Raw genomic sequence first — 21,116 nt, 5'->3', positions numbered from 1 at the left:
TCGTCTTGATTGGGCCACGGCCCCGCGCCTGCCGCCCCTGGGCCCGGACACGGGACCAGGGGCTTTCTTGCTACTAGCGACCGAGCACCTTGGTCACCTTGTTCTGACGCAGGCGGTAGGCATCCGGCATGCCCGAGCCCAGCAGCGGACGCAGATACATCCGGAAGGCGTCGGTGACGTCGGTGCCCGAGGCATCGATGAACTCGTCCGGCATGACCTTGGTCTTGCCAGCGACGGCCTCCAGCGGCACGTACTCGTAGTCCACCGAATAAAAGCCGGTACGCTTGATCGCGACCGAGCCGTCGCGGCCCTGCCACATCGCAAACTGCACGGCCTTCTCGCCCACTTCCCGGGCCTCGCGCTGGTCGACGTCCGAGACACAGCCAATAAAGGCACGCTGCAGATAGCCGAAGGTGTCGCCGCGTACGCGCTTGACCCCCAGCTTGTCCCGGATCTCGCCACAGAGCATGTCGGCCAGGGCGCCGGTGCCCGAGAGCTGAACATTACCGTGGGCATCCTTCTCCACGTCCTTGGCGAGCTTGGTCGCGATCGGCTCACCGTCCGCGTCATGGATCCCCTCGCTGACCGCGATCACGCAGCGCCCGTAACGGTCCATGGTCGCCTTGACGTCCGACAGGAAGCGGTCGACTTCGAATACGCGTTCGGGCACGTAGATCAGGTGGGGCCCGTCGTCCGGGAATTTCTTCCCGAGGGCGGAGGCCGCGGTCAGGAACCCGGCATGGCGGCCCATGACCACCGCCAGATAGATTCCCGGCAGGGCATAGTTGTCGAGGTTGGCGCCGACGAAGGCCTGGGCCACGAAACGCGCTGCGGACGGGAAGCCCGGCGTATGGTCGTTCTCCACCAGGTCGTTGTCGATCGTCTTCGGGATATGCACGCAACGCATCGGATAGTTGGCCTTGCGCGCCTCCTCGCTGACGATACGCACCGTGTCGGAGGAGTCGTTGCCGCCGATATAGAAGAAGTAGGTGATCTCGTGGGCCTTCAGGACCTTGAAGATCTCCTTGCAGTAGTCGAGATCCGGCTTGTCACGCGTAGAGCCCAGCGCCGAGGAGGGCGTCCGCGCGACCATCTCCAGATTGTGGGTGGTCTCCTGGGTCAGGTCCAGGAACTCCTCGTCGATGATCCCGCGGACCCCGTGGAAGGCCCCGTATACCAGCTCGACGTCGGTAAATTTCCGGGCTTCCAGGACTGCGCCCACCATGGATTGATTGATTACCGCCGTCGGGCCTCCACCCTGGGCGATCAGAACCTTGGCCATCTTCGTCCTCCTTCTGCGACTTTAGTGCGTTCCAACCGTGAATCGGCCGCGCAACGACCGGGCATCTCAGTGACATAAGGCCCGAAGATAGCAAATTCCGCACTCTCCGCACGGAAACGTTTAATTGTATTATCAAAGACTTATTGACCTGAGAGGACCTGAAGGCACAACGGCACCACCAACCCGATGGGTCGGTGGTGCCGGCTCGCAGGCCAGGGGAGGAAGTCGAGGGAGAACTCAGTCGCGCAGATGCTGGTTCACAAAGCGGGTGACCCGGATCATCGCGTCACGAGAGGCGAGATCGTCGGCGAAGGTGCGGTTGCTGCCATTGCGAAAATCGAAGCCGCGGCCAACGCCTGGATATTCGATCCAGGTCACATCACCGCCGCGGCTTTCCAGACCGTCCGCGGCCATCTTCGCGGTCCGGTGGCGCTGATACTGCTCTTCGTCGCCGATCAGGATCATCATCGGGATCTCGAGCTGATTGACCTCGTTGGCGTAGCGATACACCTGGTGCGGCTCGCCGAGGTTCGGGTCCTGCAGGTGCGGGTAGTAGCCGGCCCAGCAGGCAACATCCTCGACCTGCCGCTCAAAGGTCACGGCCACCTTAAGCGTCTTGTAGCCCCCGCGCGTGATGGAGACCAGGCAGGCCCGGTCACCGACGATGTCGTCACGCTCGAGCAGGACATCCAATCCCTTGTTCAGGTCGCCCTCCAGCTCGTAGTCATGATCCAGCGGATGGCTTTCCATGAAACGGCCGGTGTACATGTCCGGCGCCATCACCACGAAGCCGCGCGCGGCCAGGCGCTTCACATGCAGGATCGCCAGATCGTCCAGCCCGCGCCGGCCATGGGCCCAGAGGATCGCGGGATAGGCCTCGCCATCGGCGGGGCGCGCCACCAGCGCCGGGATGCCCACGCCGTCGCGCTCATACTCGAATCGCTCGATCTCGACCTCGTGATTCTCGAGATCGGAATACAGCACGCCGTCTTCCCACCAGTCGTCATCCCACCACCAGTTGTCAGAACCGGCGGGTTCATCCGCGGCGAGCGGCGAGACGAGGAGGCTGGTGGCGGCCAGCAGGCAGAACGATCGAAAAGCAGAAACCATGAATCCCGAACCCCTTCTTGTTGGAGCCGCGCAGAAGACCCAACTGGGGGTCCCGCAGCCGTGAGCCACGCCTTCGAGCTTAGAGCAAGTCACGGCGTCCTGCCCAGCACATCGGACCCTAGACCCCGCCCGGAAAACCGAGTTGGCGCCAGGCCTCGTAGACGACCACGGCCACCGCGTTGGAGAGGTTCAGGCTGCGGCTATCGGGCTGCATGGGCAGACGCAATCGCTGTTCGGGAGGCAGTGCGTCGAGTACCGCTTGGGGCAGTCCGCGGGTCTCCGGCCCAAACAACAGGGCATCACCGGACTGGTACCCGGCCTGGTCGTAACGGGCCTGCCCGCGCGTGGTCAGGGCGAACTCGCGCTGCGGCCGGATCGATTCCCGCCACCGTTCGAGGCTGTCATACTCTTGCACCCGGGCCAGCTCGTGATAGTCGAGCCCGGCGCGGCGCGCCCGGGCGCTATCCAGCTCGAAGCCGAGCGGATGGATCAGGTGCAACGCCGCCCCGGTGTTGGCCGCCAGACGAATAATATTGCCCGTGTTCGGCGGGATTTCCGGTTCATAAAGGACGATGTGAAGCATGAGTGATTCGCGCACCGATCCGCGGCTGGCCGTTGATTTCTGCGGGCTGCATTTGAACACGCCGCTGGTGCTGCTGTCCGGCTGTGTCGGCTTTGGCGAGGAATACACCCGGGTCGCCGGGTTCTCCAACCGCGACGCGGGTGCGATCTGCCTGAAGGGCACGACCGGCCAGGCACGACTGGGCAACCCGCCGCACCGCGTCTACGAGACGCCCGACGGCATGCTGAATGCGATCGGCCTGCAGAATCCGGGCGTGGACCGGGTGGTGGACGAGATCCTGCCCGCACTGGATTTCGAGGAGACGCGCTTTTTCGCCAACGTCTCGGGCTCCACGATCGAGGAGTACATCGAGGTCACCCGGCGTTTCGACGACTCGCCGATCGATGCCATCGAGATCAATATCTCCTGCCCCAACGTGAAAGAAGGCGGCGTGGCGTTCGGCAACGACCCGGAGATGTCGGCGCGCGTGGTCGAGGCCTGCCGCTCCGTGACCTCCAAGCCGTTGATCACCAAGCTGTCGCCCAACCAGACCGACATCGCCGAGAATGCCCGCCGCTGCATCGATGCCGGGACCGACGGGTTTGCCGTGATCAACACCCTGATGGGGATGGCCGTCGACGTGGAAAACCGCCGCGCGGTGATCGGCAACAACCAGGGCGGACTCTCCGGCCCGGCGATCAAGCCGATCGCGCTGTTGAAAGTACAGCAGGTCTATCAGGTGGCCGCACCGCATAATGTCCCGATCATCGGCCAGGGCGGCGTGATGAATGCGCGCGACGCGCTGGAATTCCTGATCGCGGGCGCCAGCACCGTGGGCGTGGGTACCGGGCTGTTCTACGATCCGCTGTGCCTGCCGAAGATCCTGGACGGCATCTGCGACTACATGGATCGCCACGGCATCCAGCAGGTCAGCGAGCTGACCGGGAGCCTGCAGCTCAACAGCCCGATCTCCGCCTGCGCCGCCCCGGCCCCGGAAGACCCCACGACCTGACCTGCCCTACTCGTCGTCGATGCCCAGCTCCTGAATCTTGCGAGTCAGGGTGTTGCGGCCCCAGCCCAGCAGGGCAGCGGCCTGCTGGCGATGCCCACCGGTCACATTCAGCGCCTCGCGAATCACCGTACGCTCCAGTTGTGGCAGAACCCGGCCGAGCAGGTCGCGCTCGCCCTGTTGCCAGTGCTGCCGAGCGACCTGGGCCAGCTCGCTGGTCCAGTCACGCGGCGTGGCCATCTGCGCGTCCGACAGGCCTCCGTGGGCCTCCATGGGCGGCGCATCCTGATGCAGCTCGGCCGGAAGGTCGTCCAGGTGCACCTCGCGTCCCGAGGCCATGACCGTCAGCCAGCGACAGGTGTTCTCCAGCTGGCGAACATTACCCGGCCAGGGCAGACGCTGCAGCTCGCGCACCACCTCCGGCCGCATGGTCTTCGCCTCGACCCCCAGTTCGCACGCCACCTCGGCCATGAAGTGCTGCACCAGCAGCGGGATGTCCTCCGGGCGCTCGCGCAACGACGGCACATGGATACGGATCACGTTCAGGCGATGGAACAGATCCTCGCGGAACAGCCCGGCGCGCACGCGCTCCTCGAGGTCCTGGTGGGTGGCGGCGATGATGCGCACATCCACCCGGATCGGGGTATGCCCACCGACGCGATAGAAGGTTCCGTCCGCCAGCACCCGCAGCAAACGCGTCTGCAGGTCGAACGGCATGTCGCCGATCTCGTCGAGGAACAGTGTGCCGCCATCGGCCTGCTCAAAGCGGCCCTTGCGGCTCTGGCTGGCGCCGGTAAAGGCGCCACGCTCATGACCGAACAGCTCGCTCTCCAGCAGGTCTTTCGGGATCGCGGCGGTGTTCAACGCGATCAATGGCTGATCGGCCCGCGGGCTGTGCTGGTGCAGGGCCCTCGCGACCAGCTCCTTGCCAGTGCCGGACTCGCCGTTGATCAGTACGGTGATATTGCTGCGCGACAGACGCCCGATCGCGCGGAACATCTCCTGCATCGCCGGCGCCTCGCCGATGATGGGGGTGTCCTCGATCCTGGCGCCACCCTCGGCATTTTGCTGCGCAGTCGCCCGCGCCTCCAGCGCACGCTGAACAAGGGCCACGGCCTCGTCGACATCGAACGGCTTGGGCAGATACTCGAAAGCCCCGGTCTGGTAAGCGCCGACCGCGCTCTCGAGATCCGAAAACGCCGTCATGATGATGACCGGTGGCGGATCCGGGCGGGTCTGCATACGGGCGAGAAAATCGAGGCCGTTCAGCCCCGGCATGCGGATGTCGGCCACCACCGTATCCGGGGCCTCGTCAGTCTCCAGCGCAGCCCAGGCCGCGTCGGCCGTCTCGAACCCGCGCACATTGATACCGGCGCGCTGCAGGGCGCGATCCAGCACCCAGCGGATCGAGTCGTCGTCGTCAATGATCCAGACGATGGGGTCCATCAGTTGCCGGCCTCCTTGGCATTTTGGGGTTCGATCGGCAGCAGGATGTCGAACGAGGTGCTGCCCGGTCGCGAACGGCATTCAATGAGTCCGTTGTGCAACTGGATCAGGCTCTGGGCGATGGGCAGGCCCAGGCCGGTGCCCGCGGCGCGGCCGGTCACCATCGGGAAGAAGATGCGCTCGCGGATCTCCTCCGGGATGCCCGGGCCGTTGTCGCGCACGCTCAGGCGTGCCACCAGGCGGTGGCGGTGACCGGAAATGGTGTACTGGCGCAGTACGCGCGAGACCAGGGTGATCTCGCCGCCCTCGCTCAACGCCTGCACCGCGTTCTGCACCAGATTCAGGATGGCCTGCACCAGCATGTCGCGGTCGGCCTGCACATCCGGGATGCTCGGGTCGTAGTCGCCGCGGATCTTCAGACCCAGCGGCAGTTGCACACTGACCAGGCCGCGCACGTGCTCCAGCACCTCGTGGAGGTTTACGGCCTCGAGGCGGGGCAGGTTGTTCGGGCCCAGCATGCGATCCACCAGGCTGCGCAGCCGGTCCGCCTCGCGAATGATGATGCCGGTGTATTCCTTCAGCCCGTCGTCATCCAGCTCGCTGGCCAATAGCTGCGCCGCCCCGCGCAGGCCGCCCAGCGGGTTCTTGATCTCGTGGGCCAGCCCCCGGGTCACCGCACGCGTGATCGCCTGCTGCTTTTGCAGCTGTTCCTCGCGACTGATCCGTTCATGGCGATCAATGGCGTTAAGTTCAAACAAGAGTTGTGGCTCGCGGCCATCGTCACCGCGCAGAGGCGTGATGGTGATGTCCGCCAGGAAGGGCTCGGCGCGCAGTGGCTCCATCTGTCGGGCGCGCAGGGTAATCGGCTGATCGAGTGACAACACCGACCGCAGCCGATTGGACAGGCTGCGGTCGAGCCTGAGGCACTGCCCCAGTCCGTGGCCGACGATACGCTCGCGGCTAAGCCCCAGCAGGACCTCGGCCGCACTGTTCAGGCTGACCAGGCGCAGCTCGCCATCCGTCACCAGCACGGCAGTTGACAGGTCGTCCCACCAGGGCCATGGCGCTGGGGCGGGCTTGGCAACAGGATTGTTCATCAACGGGCCTCAAGCAGGAATCGCGCCAAACAGGGGCACAGCACAGGGTGGATCATCCGCGGGCAGGAGAGCGCCCAGGCAAGGCGGCCGTGGCGGCAATCACCAAGCGCCGCCCCATTATAGTGCAAATACGGCACCATATTGGGGCAGAATGCGCACGGAGTTGGTGCGGCCGACTAGTTCTGCGGAATCTGCTGGACCTGGGGCTGAGGTGCGCGCGGGGCCTGGGGGGCCCGAGGGGCCTGCGGGGCGCCGCCCTGGGGGAATTGCTGCGGGCGCTGTTGTTGCTGCTGTTCGCGCGGGATCGCGATGCGCAGCACGTTGAACTGGATGGTGTCGCTGCTGGCGAGCTCCTGCCCGGCGTCGTCTTCTACTCGCGCCTGCAGGCTGTATTCGCCGCGGTTGAGCCCCTCGAAGGTGATACTGGAGCCGGTGCTGTCGCCAGCCTCCTCGCCGTTCAGCAGCCAGACGACGCGATGGCCGGCCTCGGTATCCAGGGCGGGCTCCAGCGCCACCTCGGCGGTGACATTGCCGTCATTGGCACGCACGCCGGCCCCGTCCTCCGGCTGCGTAATCGCGACGCGTTCGTAGCCACTGGCATCGGCCTCCTCTTGCTGAGGCCGCACCGGACGTTCAAGGATCTCTCGGGCACCCTCGAGCGGCACCCCGCGCATGGGCTCACGTACATCGACCGACTCGCTGGCGCTGCCCTCGGGAGGACGGTCGCCAAAGTGCACATTGCCCTGGTCGTCAGTCCAGCGATAGACCTCGGCCTGGGTGAGCGCCGGCAGGCACATCGCGACTAGAAACAGCACCCAGACCTTGTTCATCGTCGATCTCCTTGGGCCGAAACCCCCGAGCCACCTACGCGGCACGTACCCACATGCCCTGCACACGGGCGGCGTGCCCCTGCAGCGCAACGAGCCGCTGGCGTTCGGCCTCGCCCGTCGCGCCGGATTCGCGACGACCGATCCAGTCGTCCAGTGCGGCCAGGCGCAGCAATGTCGGTGCGGCCCCGCGCTCGATCGCGGCCAACGGGCGTCTGGCATGGTAGCCCGCAAGCAACGCGCGGTAGGCATCGGCTCGAATCTCGCCGGCCTCGTCCACCGCAATCGCCAATGCGATGCGCGCGAGCTGCCAGAAAGCGGGCACCGGCGCCGGCGGCATCACCAGATCCGCGAGCCCGGCCCCTTCCGAATAGACCCGCACCGAGTGCCAGTAGCTCCCGGCCAGCGGCAGATCCTCGAAACGATAGAGGCTCTGGTGGTGGAGTTCGGCGTCCAGCGTCTCCCGCTCGTCGGCCAACAGCGTCTGGCCCAGGGCATCGGCGCGTTCGCGCAATAGCTGCTGCAGCACCCCGCGGCGATAGCCCGTGGCCTCCGGCATCGCACTCGCCGGGTGCAGGGCCTGCCAGCTCGCGGCCCGCTCCCCCAGGGCGTTGAGGCTTCCGGGGCCCTCGGCCGACAGGGGTTCGCGCAATGCCTGACCTTGATCCAGGAAAAGAATCCGCGTCCCGTCGGCATCAGCGGTGGCCAGCGGGCTGATGCCTGCACCCTTCAGGGCCGCCTCGATACCGGAGGCGGCATCCGCCGACAGACGCAGGCACTGCACGGGCTGCCCCGCCAGCAAGGCCTCGCCCTCGCGAAACTCGATGCTCACCCCGCAGGCCTCGGCACAGGCCTGGCAGTCGTGTTCGTTCATTACCATTGGAAAATCACCCAGGACGGCGGTACGAAATCGGGTTCCAGCTCACGCTGACGGCGATCGAGCAGGCCGTCGCCGGTGCTGTCGATCAGGTAGTAGGAGGGACCGGCCGCGGGGATCACCTCCACCATCACCAGTTGCCCGCCCATGCGGTACTCGCGCCGGGTCTCCCCGTCGCGTTCGATGATCACAATGTCAGCCTCTTCCAGGCCCCGCTGCTCGCGCGCGCGTTCGTCGAGCACGGGCGGCGCGGGGTCGGCCTCGGCCTCGTCCGGCATCTCGGGCGGCGGCGGGGCATCGTCCCACTCGCGCTCCTGCTGGGCAATGGCCAGAGCCGGCGCGAGAAGCAGACCGACCAGGAGGGCGGCGGGATAATGGGTGCACTTAGCGGCCATGCTCACAGCTCCATCATGCGTTTCTTTTCTTCCGCGGAAGGCTCGAAGCTGCGCGCCTCGTAATGCTCGAAGATCACGTCCACCACGTCTTCCGGGGCATCCACCAACGAGTATAGCTTCAGGTCCTCGGCATCGATTGTGCCTTCGGACACAAGAGTGTCGTCGAACCAGTGCAGCAGCCCCTTCCAGAATTCGGAGCCGACCAGCACGATCGGGATGCGCCGGGTCTTGCCGGTCTGCACCAGCGTCAGAATCTCCGCCAGTTCGTCCAGCGTGCCAAAACCGCCCGGCAGGACCACATAGGCGGAGGCGTATTTCACGAACATCACCTTGCGCGAGAAGAAGTGGCGAAACCCCAGGCTGATGTCCTGATACGGGTTGGCGCTTTGCTCGTGGGGGAGCTGGATATTCAGGCCGATGCTGGGGGAGCGCCCGGCGAAGGCGCCCTTGTTGGCAGCCTCCATGATGCCCGGGCCGCCGCCACTCACCACCGCGAAGCCGGCATCCGACAGCTGGCGGGCGACTTCTTCGCCCAGCTGGTAATGCGGATGTCCGGGTGGAAAGCGCGCGGAGCCAAAGATGCTCACGGATGGCTTGATGTGCGCCAGGCGCTCGAAGCCCTCCACGAACTCCGCCATGATCTGGAAGATCTTCCAGCTTTCGCGGGTCAGAGCGGAGTCGTCAATCGGGCGCAGGCCGGGGTGTTCGGCGCGTTCGCGGTCGTTCATGCGGAGGGTTCCTCGTGTCGAAGGCCAAGCGTAACGGGCGCCCCGGGTCGGTACAAATGGTCGCGGCACAAAACGGGGCTGTAGAATGGCGCGCACCTTCCGCACGGATACCGCATTGATGTCACAAGCCCCCCTCGTTCTGGTCGACGGTTCGTCGTATCTGTTTCGGGCCTTCCATGCCCTGCCGCCGCTGACCGCGCCGGATGGCGCCCCGACCGGGGCGATGATTGGTGTGGCGAACATGCTGCGCAAGCTGCGCGCGGACTACGGCCCGGAACACATGGCGGTGGTGTTCGACGCGAAGGGCAAGACCTTCCGCGACGACATCTACCCGGAATACAAGGCCACCCGCCCGCCGATGCCGGACGAGCTGGCCGCCCAGATCGAGCCGCTGCACGAACTCGTGCGGGCGATGGGCCTGCCACTTTTGTGCGTCGAGGGCGTGGAGGCCGACGACGTGATCGCGACCCTGGCCGATCAGGCCGCCGCAGCCGGGCATGACGTGGTGATCTCCACCGGCGACAAGGACCTCGCCCAGCTGGTGAATGACCGCATCACCCTGGTCAACACCATGAGCGGGGTCACGCTGGACCGCGAGGGCGTACAGGAAAAATTCGGCGTGGCCCCGGAGCAGATCGTCGACTACCTCGCGCTGATGGGCGACAGCGTCGACAACATCCCGGGCGTGGACAAGGTCGGCCCCAAGACCGCGGCCAAGTGGATCGCGAAGTACGGCGATCTCGACACCATCCTCGAGCAGGCCGACGACATCGGCGGCAAGATCGGCGAGAACCTGCGCGCCGCGGCCGAGCGCCTGCCCACCTCGCGCGAACTGATCACGGTCAAGCGCGATGTCGAGCTGGATGCCGGCCCCAACGACCTGAACATCCGCGAGCCGGATCACGAGCGCCTGCTGGAGATGGTGCGCCGCTACGGCTTCACCCGCTGGCGCGCGGAGCTGGAGGGTAGCGAGGACGAGGCCGCTGACGGCAATCCGGGCCCGTCGCAGGCGAAGGGCGACTACCGGACGCTGCGCGAGGAGGCCGAACTGGCCGAGCTGCTGGAGCGTCTGGACAAGGCCGACCGAGTCGCCTTCGACACCGAGACCACCAGCCTGGATGCGATGCGCGCCGAGATCGTCGGCATGTCCTTCGCCTTCGAGCCGGGCACCGCGTACTACCTGCCGCTGGCACACACCGGGCCGGATGCCGAGCCGCAGCTGCCGCGCTCGGAGACGCTCGAGCGCCTGAAACCGTGGCTGGAGTCGGAGCGCCACGGCAAGCTGGGCCATCACCTGAAGTACGACCGCAACGTGCTGGGCAATCACGACATCACCCTGCGCGGGATCGTCGACGACACCCTGCTCGAGTCGTTCTGCCTGGACGCCGGGGCCAACCGCCACGACCTCGACTCCCTGGCCGAGCGCCACCTGGACTACAAGACCACGCACTACGAGGACGTGGCCGGCAAGGGGGCGAAGCAGATCCCGTTCGCCGAGGTGGATATCGGCATCGCCACCGATTACGCCGGCGAGGACGCTGATATCTGCCTGCAGCTGGATGCGGTGTTCCAGCCACGTCTGCAGGCGGCCGAAGGCCCCGCGTTTGTCTACCGCGAGATCGAGATGCCGCTGGTCCCGGTGCTGGCGGATATCGAACGCGTCGGCGTAAAGGTGGACCCGGATCGGCTCGGCGAGCAGAGCCAGGAGCTGCTGGCCGAGATGGAGCGCATCGAGCGCGAGGCCTTCGAGGAGGCCGGCGGCGAGTTCAACCTCGGCTCGCCCAAACAGATCCAGGAGATCCTGTTCGAACGCCTGGGCCTGCCGGTACTGCGGCGCACACCCAAGGGCCAGCCCTCCACCGCCGAGGACGTGCTGGAGCAGATGGCGGACGACTACGCCCTGCCGCGCCTGATCCTCGAGCACCGCGGCCTGTCCAAGCTGCGCAGCACCTACACCGAGACCCTGCCCCGGCGCATCCACCCGGAGACCGGTCGGGTGCACACTTCCTATCACCAGGCGGGGGCGGCCACCGGGCGGCTGTCATCCTCGGAGCCGAACCTGCAGAACATCCCGGTGCGCACCGAGGCCGGCCGGCGCATCCGCCGCGCGTTCATCGCGGATGAGGGCCACCAGCTACTGGCGGCAGACTACTCGCAGATCGAGCTGCGCATCATGGCTCACCTGTCGCAGGATGCCGGCCTGCTGAAGGCCTTTGCCGAGGGTCAGGACATCCACCGCGCAACCGCCGCCGAGGTCTTCGGGCTGGACCCGGAGCAGGTCTCCGGCGATCAGCGCCGCGCGGCCAAGGCGATCAACTTCGGCCTGATCTACGGCATGTCCGCCTGGGGCCTGGCGCGCAACCTCGGCATCGAGCAGGGCGAGGCGCGCGAATACATCGACCGCTACTTCAGCCGCTATCCCGGCGTGCACGACTACATGGAACGGGCGCGCGCCTCCGGGCGCGAGAACGGCTACGTCGAGACCCTGTTCGGCCGCCGCCTGTACCTGCCGGAGATCAACAGCCGCAACGGGGCGCGGCGCCAGCAGTCCGAGCGTGTCGCGATCAACGCCCCGATGCAGGGCACGGCCGCCGACATCATCAAGCGCGCGATGGTACGGGTCGCGCACGACCTCGAGGACACCGGGATTGACGCGCGCATGATCATGCAGGTGCACGACGAACTGGTGTTCGAGGTGGCCGACGCGGCGGTGGAGGACCTGAACACGCTGGTGCGCAAGGCCATGAGCGGGGCCGCCGACCTGGACGTGGAACTGGTCGTAGACGTCGGCGTCGGCGCCAACTGGGACGACGCCCACTAGCCCCCATGCTGGCCCATCGCTTCAACCGAATCGCCGCCTGGCTGGTCGCGCTGCTGCTACTCGCGAGCGCCTGGATGCTGGCCGAACGCTACCTGGACAGTGGCGCCGCCGAGGTGCCGATCGTCCAGCCACAGGCCTGCGACCTGAATGCCGGCCCCTGCAGCACCGCCCTGGCACAGGGCGGCGAGGTGCGCCTGGAGATCACGCCGCGCCCGGTACCGATGCTGCGGGAGCTGACGCTGGACCTGCAGCTGGATGCCGCGGCGCAGACCGCGCTGAACAACCCTGAGGCCCTGGACCTGGACCTGGCCGGAGTCGAAATGTATATGGGCTACCAGCGCCCGCGCCTGGAACACACGGGTGATGGCCGCTACCGCGGCACGACCACGCTGCCGATCTGTACCACCGAATCCATGACCTGGGCAGCCACCGCGATGCCGGCAGGCAAATCCGAGGCCGCCTTCGTACAATTCCGCTTTGTCACTGCCCGCGATCACTGATGAACCCCTTATGAACCGTATCCCCGTCAGCAGTCTCTTCTGGGCCTTCGCGGTGGTCGCCGCAGGTGCTCTGCTGGTGTATGTCACTCTGGAGCCGGGCGAGCCGCCGCCGCGCGATCTTGCAGGTCATGCGCAACTGCCCATCGCCGACGAGGTACAGGGCGGACCGATCGAGCTGCCGGTCGCCACGCACGCGGAGCGCTTCGACCTGGGCGATTACACGGACCAGTACGTCTGGCTGTATTTCGGCTATACGAGCTGCCCGGATGCCTGCCCGACCAGCCTGGGGTGGATTGGCGGGGCGCTGAACCGCTTGCCGGAAGAGTTGCAGGGCCAGGTGAACGGTGTGTTTATCAGCGTCGATCCGGAACGAGATACCGAGGACCGCCTGGCCGATTACGTGGCCCATTTTCATGCCGACATTCACGCGGCCACCGGATCCGAAGAAGACTTGAAGCCCGCCGCTAAGCGCTATGGTGTCTTCTACGAACGCCGCGCAACGGATTCGGCGATGGGCGACATCATCGACCACAGTTCATCGACCTATCTGATCGGGCCCGAAGGCGACTTGCTGGAGATTCACCCTCACGGGACCAGCGCGGCCGATCTGGTCGAGACCCTGAGGGCACACGCCCAGTCCCAGGGAACCGATGACTGACGGGGCAACAGCCACAGGAGCGCTGCATTCAGGAGTGTGAAGCCAATCACGTTCATTTTCGGGAACGGATGGAACTCAAGGCAACTGACGCTTTCTTACGTTACAAGCGCTCTAGCCCAGCGCGAGCCCGCTTCTCTCCCTGAGCGGGCAGGCCTCGCTCCCCCCTGTCGAGGCCGAATCTTGCCCCGGCCCTCCCCAAGGCCGGGGCATTTTTTTGTCTGGGGTTCATAGTTCGCGCCCGGGGCGGGCCACGGTCAGTCTTCGACCGGCTGGAGCCACTCGGTCAACAGGCCGCGCAGGTCATCGACCCCCTGATTTTTCAATGAAGAAAAGGTCTGCAGGGTCGCCTCGATCCCCAAGCCTTCCAGCTCACGCTGGGTCGCGTGCAATTGCTTGTCGGCCGCCTGCCGCGAGAGCTTGTCGGCCTTGGTCAGCAGGCAGTGCAACTGGCAACGCTCCAGCGGCACCCACTCCAGCAGCTGACGGTCGAGCTCGGTCAGGGGACGACGGATGTCCATGATCAGCACCAGCCCTGCCAGGCACTCGCGCGACTGCAGGTAATCCCCCAGCAGCCGATCCCAATGCTGGCGCTGGCCGGCGGACACCTTCGCGTAACCATAGCCGGGCAGATCCACCAGCCGCCATGCCTCGTCCGGCGGCAGGGCGAACAGGTTGATTTCCTGGGTGCGCCCGGGCGTGCGGCCCACCCGGGCCAGGGCCTTGCGCCCGCACAGGGCATTCAGGGCGCTGGATTTGCCGGCATTCGAGCGCCCGGCGAAGGCAATCTCGATGCCGTCATCCTCCGGGAGCTGCTCGACCTGGGCCACGCCCTTGATAAAGGCGGTCTCGCGAAAACGGGGTTCCATGGGGCGGGGGACGTCCTTGGCCGAGTGCGGAGCTCGGAATATTTTTGAGCGCAATTTAGCATTGTGCTATAAACTGCGCCGCTCAAGGAAACACTGGTCAATGTACACCCTCGCGTTGGTACCCCAGGTTTTCCGAGACAAGGCGCGCCGTGCAGCGGGTAGTGGTTCTACCCGCAAGCGGCGCAACGCAGGATCGGGAAACTGGGGTACCAACCCCATAACCCATTACAATGCAGGGGCTCGGCCGCTTTTGCGCGCGAACGGCGTTGCGGCTCCCTTGTGCAGAGTGACTGCACGGCAGTCGCCGCGCCTTGTTCGCATGCAAAAGCGACTCGAGCGCGAGGGTGTACATTGACCAGTGTTTCCTTCATGTTGATCGCCCTGCCAAGGGGCACAAGGAACGCGGGTCCGACCCGGCACGCATTTACATGCAGGAGAATCTTCGATCATGAACCACAAGCTTTCCGCTCTCTTTGCTGCCCTGTCCGTCTCCCTGCTGCTCCCGCTGTCGGCGGCTCAGGCGGGCGATCCTCAGCGCGGCCAGGAAATCTCCCAGTCCTGCGCGGCCTGCCACCAGGCGGACGGCAACTCGACCAACCCGGAGTGGCCGAAGCTCGCGGGCCAGCACCCGAAATACACCGTCAAGCAGCTGCGTGACTTCAAGGAAGGCGAGACCCGCTATGATTCGCTGATGGCGGGCGAAGTCGCGGATCTGGACGAGCAGGATATGCGCGACCTGGCGGCTTACTTCGCCGAGCAGTCCATCACCACCGAAACCGCCGACGAAGACGTCGTCGAACGCGGCGAGCGCATCTACCGTGGCGGCATCCCCTCCCAGAACGTCGCCGCCTGCATCGCATGCCACGGCCCGAATGGCCAGGGCAACCCGGAGGCGATGTTCCCGAAGGTTGCGGGGCAGCACGCCACCTACAGCGCGGACCAGCTTTACAAATTCCGTGACGGAGAGCGTTCCAACGACGCGGGTCGGATGATGCGCAATGTGGTTCAGCGCATGTCCGACGAAGACATCGAGGCCGTGTCACAGTACATGGCCGGGCTGTCGTCCGACTGATCGTGCCGGAGCGCCGTGCAGTCCGGGCGGCGAACCTCCCAGGGAAGGGGCGGCCATAGGCCGCCCCTTTTTTGCTGTCCGGGGCAGACAAATTTTCCGCCACCGGGAATGGAGCGGGGGCTCGGCACGTCAGACAGGTCGGATCAGAGAAACTGGCCAGCTCCAGTAACAGGGTTTGCACGAAACTTCCGTGCAGTTTGTCTAGGAAATTGAACCCCGACAGGGGTGCTTCGCATAGTCGCGAAGGTCAACGCAGGTTTCAGCATGTCGAATAACGAACAGGTGGCCGGGTCTGCTCCCGCGACCGGTGCCCGCAGCAAGTCCGCCCGCGCCCCGCGGCGCAGCCGCATCCTGGTCGAGTTCATGGGTTCCATGAGCCTGGCGATCACCCTGCTGGTGGCACTGGCCATCGCCTCCGTAATCGGTACAGTGCTCGTCCAGAACCAGCCCTATACCGACTACCTGATCGACTACGGTCCCTTCTGGCATGAGATCTTTGCCGGCATGGGGCTTTATCAGGTCTATTCCGCCACGTGGTTCCTGCTGATCGTCACCTTCCTGGTGGTCTCCACCTCGTTCTGCGTCTACCGTCAGAGCCCGGGCATCCTGAAGGACCTGCGGCGCTACAACCTGCAGGTGAAGGAAAAGTCCCTGCGCTCGTTCCACTCGAGCGCGACCGGGGAGCTGGACCAGTCGCAGCAAGAATTCATTGATCATGCCCGGCGTGTGCTGAAGGCCCAGGGCTTCAAGGCACGCGAGAAGGAATCCGAGGGCCAGACGGTGATCGCGGCCATGAAGGGCCGCTGGAACCGCCTCGGCTATCTGCTGACCCACGTCGGGATCGTGGTGATCTGCGTGGGCGCGCTGGCAGACGGCTCGACGCTGCTCAAGGCCAAAGAGTGGCTGGGCATCATCGAGATCGAGACCCGGGGCGTCCCGGTGTCCGAAGTACCGCGCTCGGCCTGGGTGCCGGTCTCCAATCCCTCGTTCCGCGGCATGGTCGAAATCCCGGAGGGCTCCTCCGCGGACGTGGTGTTCCTGCCGATGCGCGAGGGCTATTTCGTCCAGCAACTGCCGTTTCGTATCGAGCTGGAAGAGTTCCGAATCGAGCGCTTCTCGACCGGCGCGGAAAGCTCCTACGAGTCGGATCTCGTGATCCATGACCCCAACCGCGACGAGCCGCTGCGGCATACCATCTCGGTCAACCACCCGCTGATCTACAACGGGTACGCGATCTACCAGGCCAGCTTCGCCGATGGCGGCACCCGCCTCGATATCGAGGCGATCCCGCTCGGCGGCGAAGCCCTGCGCTCGCTGGAAGTCCCCGGGCGCGTATTCCAGGAGCAGGAAATCCCGACCCCGCAGGGTGACACGCGCATCATCGAGTTCATCGACTTCAAGGACCAGAATGTCGTACCGCTGCTGAATGAAGAAGGCCAGCGCGAGAACCGTCAGCTGGGCCCGAGCTTCGATTTCCGCCTGATGGATCGCACCGGGCACGGGCTTTACTACCGCAACTACATGCGGCCTGCACTGCAGGAAGGGGCGATGTACTTCCTCAGTGGCGTACGCGAGAGCCCGAGTGACGAGTTCGTGTACCTGTTCCTGCCGGCGGATGCCGATGACTCGCTGGACCGTTTCCGCACCTACCTGGCAATGCTGCACAACGCCGAGGTGCGCAACACCATCGCGCGCGAAGTCGCGGCCGACGATCCCTCCGGCACCGCGATCGCCCAGACGACCTCGGAGCTGATGCGCCTGTTCGCCGAGGGCGGATACGGCGCGGTGCACGCGGAGATTGACCGCCGCGTGCCGGAAGAACAGCGCGAGCAGGTCGGCCAGCTCCTGATGCGGGTGCTGCACGCCGGACTACAGGGCCTGTACATGGAGGTCCTGGAAGACGAGGGTGTGGTCTCGATCCAGGAAGAGGAGCAGCGCTGGCTGGAAGACGCTGTCTCCGCAATCAACGCGATCAGCCTCTACGAGTCACCGTTCTATTTCCACCTGAGCGACTTCGAGCACCGCGAGGCCTCCGGTCTCCAGATTGCGCGCGCCCCGGGGCAAAGCACGGTGTACACCGGCAGCGTGATGCTGATCATCGGGATTTTCCTGATGTTTTACGTGTCGTATCAGCGTCTGTGGATCATCGCCCGACGCCGTGAAGACGGCAGCGGAACGCAGGTGACCATGGCCGGAACCAGTAACCGGCACAAGGTAGAATTCGAGAACCGTTTCGCGCATCTTAAGCGTTGGATCATCGATCAGAAGCCGGCCAACGGCTCGGGCGATGGCCAGAAGTGAATCAACTAATAAGAACGACTAACCGGTAGCAGTCGGAGGAGCGATCCATGTCAGTACCCCATGAGGCCCTGGATTTTGAACGGCCCAGTATCTTCCGGCGCATCCGGCCGCTCGACTGGGCATACTTTGCGCTGGTGCTCGCCGTTGCGGTGATCGCTCACTGGCAGTATGGCCACCTGATGGATCGCTACGACACCGGCGGCCTGATCCTCGCCGCCGGCATGAGTGCCTGGTTGGGCTGGTTCTGGCGCCCCTGGCAGCTCTTTTCGATCATCGTCGCCGCGCTCTCGCTGTTCGGGGTCTGGTTGTACGGTGACGATCTGGCCCGGGGCAGCACCAACTTCTGGCTGAACTACATTGGCTCCGGCCAGGCCGGTGTGATGTGGATGAGCGTGATGCTCTACATGGCCACCGCGACCTACATCCTCGGCCTGTTCAGCAAATCCGACTTCCCGTCGCGCCTCGGGGCCGCTTTCGCCTGGATCGGCTCGGGCGCCGGCATGATGGCGCTGATGGTGCGCTGGCGCGAGATCTACCTGACCGACCCCAGCTGGGGCTACATCCCGGTGTCCAACCTCTACGAGGTGTTCATCCTGCTGGCGGTAATGACCACGCTCATGTACCTGTACTACGAGCAGCGCACCGGTCAGCGCACCATGGGCGCCTTCGTGATGCTGGTGATCGCCGCCTCGGTGACTTTCCTGCTGTGGTACATGTGGGACCGCCAGGCGCACGAGATCGAACCGCTGGTGCCGGCCCTCAACTCCTGGTGGATGAAGATCCACGTACCGACCAACTTCGTCGGCTACGGCGGCTTTGCCATCGCGGCCATGCTGGGTGTGGCCTACCTGATCAAGCACCGTTTCGAGCGCACCCGGCCGGATGCCGCGATCACCCATCGGCTGCCCAGCAAGGATGCGCTGGACAGTGTGATGTACAAGGCCATCGCGATCGGTTTCGCCTTCTTCACCATCGCCACCGTACTGGGCGCGATGTGGGCGGCCGAGGCCTGGGGCGGCTACTGGACCTGGGATCCGAAGGAGACCTGGAGCCTGATTCTGTGGCTGACCTACGCGTCCTGGCTGCATATGCGCTTCACCAAGGGTTGGCGCGGCCCGGTCATGGCCTGGTGGGCCATCATCGGTCTGTTCGTGACCACCTTCACCTTCCTGGGCGTGAATATGTTCCTGTCCGGGCTGCATTCCTACGGAGAGCTGTAAATGAGGCGTCGTGATTTCCTGGGTGCCATGGGCGGTGCCGGATTGCTGCTGGCAACCGGCACCAGCCTGGCCCGCGAATACCGGGATGGTCAGAACTTCCGCACCATCCAGCCGCCGGTCGACACCGGCCTGGAGGATGGCAAGATCCAGGTGGTCGAGGTCTTCTGGTATGGCTGCCCGCACTGCTACTCGTTCGAGCCCTATGTGCAGGAGTGGCAGAAGGGGCTGGATGACGATGTCGAGTTCGTCTATCTGCCCGCGCCGATGAACGATGTCTGGGCCCTGCATGCGCGCGTCTTCTACACCGCACAGAAGCTGGAAGTGCTGAACGAGGTCCATCAACCGTTCTACGACGCCATCCATGACCAGGGTCGCGAGCTGCGCTCGGAAAGCGCCATCCTGCGCTTTATCAACCAGCGCGGCCTCGACGCCGACGAGTTCCGCGAGGTGATGCGCTCCGAGGAGATCCGCCGCAAGGTCACCGAGGCCGGCCAGGACGTTCAGGAGTACGGCGTCGAGGGTGTGCCTACCCTGATCATCGACGGCGAGGCCGTGGTCTCGGCCAGCATGACGCGCAGCCACGAGGAGATGCTCGACGTCGCCGATTTCCTGATCGAACGGGCCCGGGGCTGACCCCGCCCGTGTCCAGGGTCCAGCGTCGGGTGGCGTAACGCGTGAGCACAACCGTCACTACGGCCCAGCGACTGGTCGAATGCCTGGAACAGGAACAGGTCGAGCGCGTGTTCGGCCTGCCGGGCGAAGAGAACATGGCCGTTCTCGACGCCCTGGCCGATTCCCCCATCGAGTTCATCACTACGCGCCACGAGCAGGGCGCGGCCTTCATGGCCGACGTCCATGGTCGCCTGTCCGGCCGTGCCGGGGTCTGCCTGGCGACCCTTGGCCCGGGGGCGACCAACCTGATCACCGGTGTCGCCGATGCCAACATGGATCACGCCCCGCTGGTCGCGATCGCGGGCCAGGCCAGCACTCACCGGCTGCACAAGGAGTCGCACCAGGTCCTTGATCTGAAGGGCCTGTTCCAGCCGATCACCAAGTACAGCTCCAGCGTGGTCGAGCCCGAGATACTGCCGGAGGTTGTCCGCAAAGCCTTCAAGTGGGCCGAGGGCGGCAAGCCCGGCGCCAGCTTCATTGAACTTCCGGAAAACGTGGCCGCCCTGCCATGCCCCAACCCGCCACTCCCGGTCCATGCCGGACCCGAGGCGGTGCCGGCCGAGGCCTCCCTGGAGGCCGCGGCGAAGTTGCTCAACGAGGCCCAGCATCCGCTGATCCTGGCGGGCAACGGCGTCATCCGCTCGGGAGCCAGCGGAGCCCTTTCGCAGCTGGCCTCCGCGCTGAATATCCCGGTCGCGAACACCTTCATGGCCAAGGGCGTGTTGCCGTTCCGCCACCCGCTGGCCCTGGGCTCGGTGGGCCTGCAAAGCCAGGATTTCGTCAATTTCGGCTTTCACAAGGCCGACGTCATCGTCTGTATCGGCTACGACCTGGTGGAATATCCACCCAGGCTCTGGCACCCGACCGGCGACCGCACGCTGATCCACATCGACTCCGCCCCGGCCGAGGTCGATGGCCACTACAATGTCTCATCCGAGGTGATCGGCGACCTAAATACCTGCCTCGCCCGCCTCACGGATCTCGTGGACCCGCGCGAGGAGACCATCCTGCGCCCGCTGCGCCAGAACCTGATCGACGACATGAACGAGCATCGCGAGGACACCCAGTTCCCGCTGAAGCCGCAGAAGTTGATCTGGGACCTTCGCACCGCGGCCGAGCTCGACGCCGTGGTGATTACCGATGTCGGGGCGCACAAGCTCTGGATGGCGCGCATGTTCCGCTGCGAGCTCCCCAACACCTGCCTGATCTCGAACGGGTTCGCCAGCATGGGCATCGCGCTGCCGGGAGCGATCGCGGCGGCGGCGCTCTACCCCGAACGCCAGGTGATCGCGGTCACCGGAGACGCCGGCTTCCTGATGAATGTGCAGGAACTGGAAACGGCGGTGCGCCTGAACCAGAGCTTTGTCGTGCTGATCTGGAACGATAATGCGTACGGCCTGATCGAGTGGAAGCAGGTGCGCGAGTACGGGCGCAAGGCCTTCGTCGATTTCGGCAACCCGGATTTTGTCCAGCTGGCGCACTCGTTCGGCGCCAGCGGTGTGCGCATCGGCCCGGGCGACAGCCTGGAGGCCGCCCTGCGCGAGGCCCTCGCCACCCCCGGTGTCACCATCATCGACTGCCCGGTCGACTACAGCGAAAACCTGAAGCTGACGGAACGTTTGGGCGAGTTGGTCTGTCCATTCTAGGTAGTATCCGGGCGGACCTTCCGCCGT

18 protein-coding genes and 1 pseudogene are annotated in these 21,116 nt (G+C 65.4%); 9 read left to right on the top strand and 10 right to left on the bottom strand.

The window, feature by feature from the left end; genetic code table 11:
* Positions 1-73 precede the first annotated feature (73 nt).
* From F468_RS0101135 to F468_RS0101125, 3 genes are all read right to left on the bottom strand, one after another.
* The gene (locus F468_RS0101135) at positions 74-1,282 is read right to left on the bottom strand and encodes a 6-phosphofructokinase (RefSeq protein WP_012981470.1); all 1,209 of its coding nucleotides are present in this window, start codon (positions 1,280-1,282) and stop codon (positions 74-76) included.
* A gap of 237 nt (positions 1,283-1,519) precedes the next feature.
* Positions 1,520-2,392 (bottom strand): dienelactone hydrolase family protein, encoded by an 873-nt coding sequence (locus F468_RS0101130; protein WP_018994464.1) that lies wholly within the window; start codon positions 2,390-2,392, stop codon positions 1,520-1,522.
* Positions 2,393-2,510: 118 nt separating this feature from the next.
* Positions 2,511-2,975: a tRNA (cytidine(34)-2'-O)-methyltransferase gene (locus F468_RS0101125; protein ID WP_018649151.1), complete on the bottom strand. Its 465-nt coding sequence runs from the start codon at positions 2,973-2,975 to the stop codon at positions 2,511-2,513.
* On the opposite strand from F468_RS0101125, the gene F468_RS0101120 reads away from it, so the two are divergent.
* Positions 2,974-3,966: a dihydroorotate dehydrogenase gene (locus F468_RS0101120; protein ID WP_018994463.1), complete on the top strand. Its 993-nt coding sequence runs from the start codon at positions 2,974-2,976 to the stop codon at positions 3,964-3,966. The genes F468_RS0101125 and F468_RS0101120 overlap by 2 nt on opposite strands.
* A gap of 6 nt (positions 3,967-3,972) precedes the next feature.
* Here the strand turns inward: F468_RS0101120 and ntrC are convergent, their stop codons facing one another.
* The 6 genes from ntrC to F468_RS0101090 form a co-directional block, all read right to left on the bottom strand.
* Positions 3,973-5,409: a nitrogen regulation protein NR(I) gene (ntrC, locus tag F468_RS0101115; protein WP_018649149.1), complete on the bottom strand. Its 1,437-nt coding sequence runs from the start codon at positions 5,407-5,409 to the stop codon at positions 3,973-3,975.
* A complete protein-coding gene (glnL, locus tag F468_RS0101110) occupies positions 5,409-6,506 on the bottom strand; it encodes a nitrogen regulation protein NR(II) (protein WP_012981465.1) in 1,098 nt (365 codons plus the stop codon). Before glnL ends, ntrC begins: the two co-directional genes overlap by 1 nt.
* 176 nt (positions 6,507-6,682) lie before the next feature.
* Positions 6,683-7,336 (bottom strand): DUF4124 domain-containing protein, encoded by a 654-nt coding sequence (locus tag F468_RS0101105; RefSeq protein ID WP_012981464.1) that lies wholly within the window; start codon positions 7,334-7,336, stop codon positions 6,683-6,685.
* Positions 7,337-7,370: 34 nt separating this feature from the next.
* Positions 7,371-8,207 (bottom strand): hypothetical protein, encoded by an 837-nt coding sequence (locus tag F468_RS0101100; protein ID WP_018139785.1) that lies wholly within the window; start codon positions 8,205-8,207, stop codon positions 7,371-7,373.
* Positions 8,207-8,605: a DUF2782 domain-containing protein gene (locus F468_RS0101095; RefSeq protein ID WP_012981462.1), complete on the bottom strand. Its 399-nt coding sequence runs from the start codon at positions 8,603-8,605 to the stop codon at positions 8,207-8,209. The genes F468_RS0101100 and F468_RS0101095 overlap by 1 nt, the downstream gene beginning before the upstream one ends.
* Before the next feature lie 2 nt (positions 8,606-8,607).
* On the bottom strand, positions 8,608-9,333 hold the full coding sequence (locus F468_RS0101090; protein WP_012981461.1) for a TIGR00730 family Rossman fold protein: 726 nt from the start codon (positions 9,331-9,333) through the stop codon (positions 8,608-8,610).
* 118 nt (positions 9,334-9,451) lie between these two features.
* Between F468_RS0101090 and polA the strand changes: the two genes are divergently transcribed.
* Genes polA through F468_RS0101075 form a run of 3 tightly spaced genes read left to right on the top strand, consistent with a single transcriptional unit; the run spans position 9,452 to position 13,312 of the window.
* Positions 9,452-12,154 carry a DNA polymerase I gene (gene polA / locus F468_RS0101085; RefSeq protein WP_026182239.1) on the top strand — a complete coding sequence of 901 codons (2,703 nt, stop codon included), beginning with the start codon at positions 9,452-9,454 and terminating at the stop codon, positions 12,152-12,154.
* A gap of 5 nt (positions 12,155-12,159) precedes the next feature.
* Positions 12,160-12,654 (top strand): hypothetical protein, encoded by a 495-nt coding sequence (locus F468_RS0101080; RefSeq protein ID WP_018175092.1) that lies wholly within the window; start codon positions 12,160-12,162, stop codon positions 12,652-12,654.
* A 10-nt stretch (positions 12,655-12,664) separates the two neighbouring features.
* Positions 12,665-13,312, top strand: coding sequence for an SCO family protein (locus tag F468_RS0101075; RefSeq protein ID WP_018139782.1), 648 nt, complete (start codon positions 12,665-12,667; stop codon positions 13,310-13,312).
* 254 nt (positions 13,313-13,566) lie between these two features.
* Here the strand turns inward: F468_RS0101075 and yihA are convergent, their stop codons facing one another.
* Entirely contained in the window at positions 13,567-14,178 is a 612-nt protein-coding gene (gene yihA, locus F468_RS0101070; protein WP_012981457.1) for a ribosome biogenesis GTP-binding protein YihA/YsxC, read from the bottom strand.
* 448 nt (positions 14,179-14,626) lie between these two features.
* On the opposite strand from yihA, the gene F468_RS0101065 reads away from it, so the two are divergent.
* From F468_RS0101065 to F468_RS0101045, 5 genes and pseudogenes are all read left to right on the top strand, one after another.
* Positions 14,627-15,250: a cytochrome c gene (locus F468_RS0101065; RefSeq protein ID WP_012981456.1), complete on the top strand. Its 624-nt coding sequence runs from the start codon at positions 14,627-14,629 to the stop codon at positions 15,248-15,250.
* A 264-nt stretch (positions 15,251-15,514) separates the two neighbouring features.
* Positions 15,515-17,573, top strand: a pseudogene (locus F468_RS0101060) (cytochrome c biogenesis protein ResB).
* Positions 17,574-17,598: 25 nt separating this feature from the next.
* Positions 17,599-18,771 (top strand): c-type cytochrome biogenesis protein CcsB, encoded by a 1,173-nt coding sequence (gene ccsB / locus F468_RS0101055; RefSeq protein ID WP_012981454.1) that lies wholly within the window; start codon positions 17,599-17,601, stop codon positions 18,769-18,771.
* On the top strand, positions 18,772-19,404 hold the full coding sequence (locus F468_RS0101050; RefSeq protein ID WP_018994462.1) for a thiol:disulfide interchange protein DsbA/DsbL: 633 nt from the start codon (positions 18,772-18,774) through the stop codon (positions 19,402-19,404). It abuts the gene before it with no gap.
* A 41-nt stretch (positions 19,405-19,445) separates the two neighbouring features.
* A complete protein-coding gene (locus F468_RS0101045) occupies positions 19,446-21,089 on the top strand; it encodes an acetolactate synthase large subunit (RefSeq protein ID WP_012981452.1) in 1,644 nt (547 codons plus the stop codon).
* Positions 21,090-21,116 lie beyond the last annotated feature (27 nt).

Source organism: Thioalkalivibrio sp. ALJ2, assembly GCF_000378325.1.
Lineage (GTDB): Bacteria > Pseudomonadota > Gammaproteobacteria > Ectothiorhodospirales > Ectothiorhodospiraceae > Thioalkalivibrio.
Note: the sequence above shows the minus strand (reverse complement) of the source record. Positions and strands in the feature narration are given on the sequence as shown.

What these genes read in the sequence shown, in the direction of transcription:
- F468_RS0101130 (WP_018994464.1), bottom strand. Translation starts at nt 2,392, where the DNA reads ATGGTTTCTGCTTTTCGATCGTTCTGCCTGCTGGCCGCCACCAGCCTC.
- F468_RS0101095 (WP_012981462.1), bottom strand. Translation starts at nt 8,605, where the DNA reads ATGGCCGCTAAGTGCACCCATTATCCCGCCGCCCTCCTGGTCGGTCTG.
- F468_RS0101105 (WP_012981464.1), bottom strand. Translation starts at nt 7,336, where the DNA reads ATGAACAAGGTCTGGGTGCTGTTTCTAGTCGCGATGTGCCTGCCGGCG.
- F468_RS0101080 (WP_018175092.1), top strand. Translation starts at nt 12,160, where the DNA reads ATGCTGGCCCATCGCTTCAACCGAATCGCCGCCTGGCTGGTCGCGCTG.
- F468_RS0101125 (WP_018649151.1), bottom strand. Translation starts at nt 2,975, where the DNA reads ATGCTTCACATCGTCCTTTATGAACCGGAAATCCCGCCGAACACGGGC.
- F468_RS0101050 (WP_018994462.1), top strand. Translation starts at nt 18,772, where the DNA reads ATGAGGCGTCGTGATTTCCTGGGTGCCATGGGCGGTGCCGGATTGCTG.
- F468_RS0101120 (WP_018994463.1), top strand. Translation starts at nt 2,974, where the DNA reads ATGAGTGATTCGCGCACCGATCCGCGGCTGGCCGTTGATTTCTGCGGG.
- yihA (WP_012981457.1), bottom strand. Translation starts at nt 14,178, where the DNA reads ATGGAACCCCGTTTTCGCGAGACCGCCTTTATCAAGGGCGTGGCCCAG.
- ccsB (WP_012981454.1), top strand. Translation starts at nt 17,599, where the DNA reads ATGTCAGTACCCCATGAGGCCCTGGATTTTGAACGGCCCAGTATCTTC.
- F468_RS0101065 (WP_012981456.1), top strand. Translation starts at nt 14,627, where the DNA reads ATGAACCACAAGCTTTCCGCTCTCTTTGCTGCCCTGTCCGTCTCCCTG.
- F468_RS0101090 (WP_012981461.1), bottom strand. Translation starts at nt 9,333, where the DNA reads ATGAACGACCGCGAACGCGCCGAACACCCCGGCCTGCGCCCGATTGAC.
- ntrC (WP_018649149.1), bottom strand. Translation starts at nt 5,409, where the DNA reads ATGGACCCCATCGTCTGGATCATTGACGACGACGACTCGATCCGCTGG.
- polA (WP_026182239.1), top strand. Translation starts at nt 9,452, where the DNA reads ATGTCACAAGCCCCCCTCGTTCTGGTCGACGGTTCGTCGTATCTGTTT.
- F468_RS0101100 (WP_018139785.1), bottom strand. Translation starts at nt 8,207, where the DNA reads ATGAACGAACACGACTGCCAGGCCTGTGCCGAGGCCTGCGGGGTGAGC.
- F468_RS0101135 (WP_012981470.1), bottom strand. Translation starts at nt 1,282, where the DNA reads ATGGCCAAGGTTCTGATCGCCCAGGGTGGAGGCCCGACGGCGGTAATC.
- glnL (WP_012981465.1), bottom strand. Translation starts at nt 6,506, where the DNA reads ATGAACAATCCTGTTGCCAAGCCCGCCCCAGCGCCATGGCCCTGGTGG.
- F468_RS0101075 (WP_018139782.1), top strand. Translation starts at nt 12,665, where the DNA reads ATGAACCGTATCCCCGTCAGCAGTCTCTTCTGGGCCTTCGCGGTGGTC.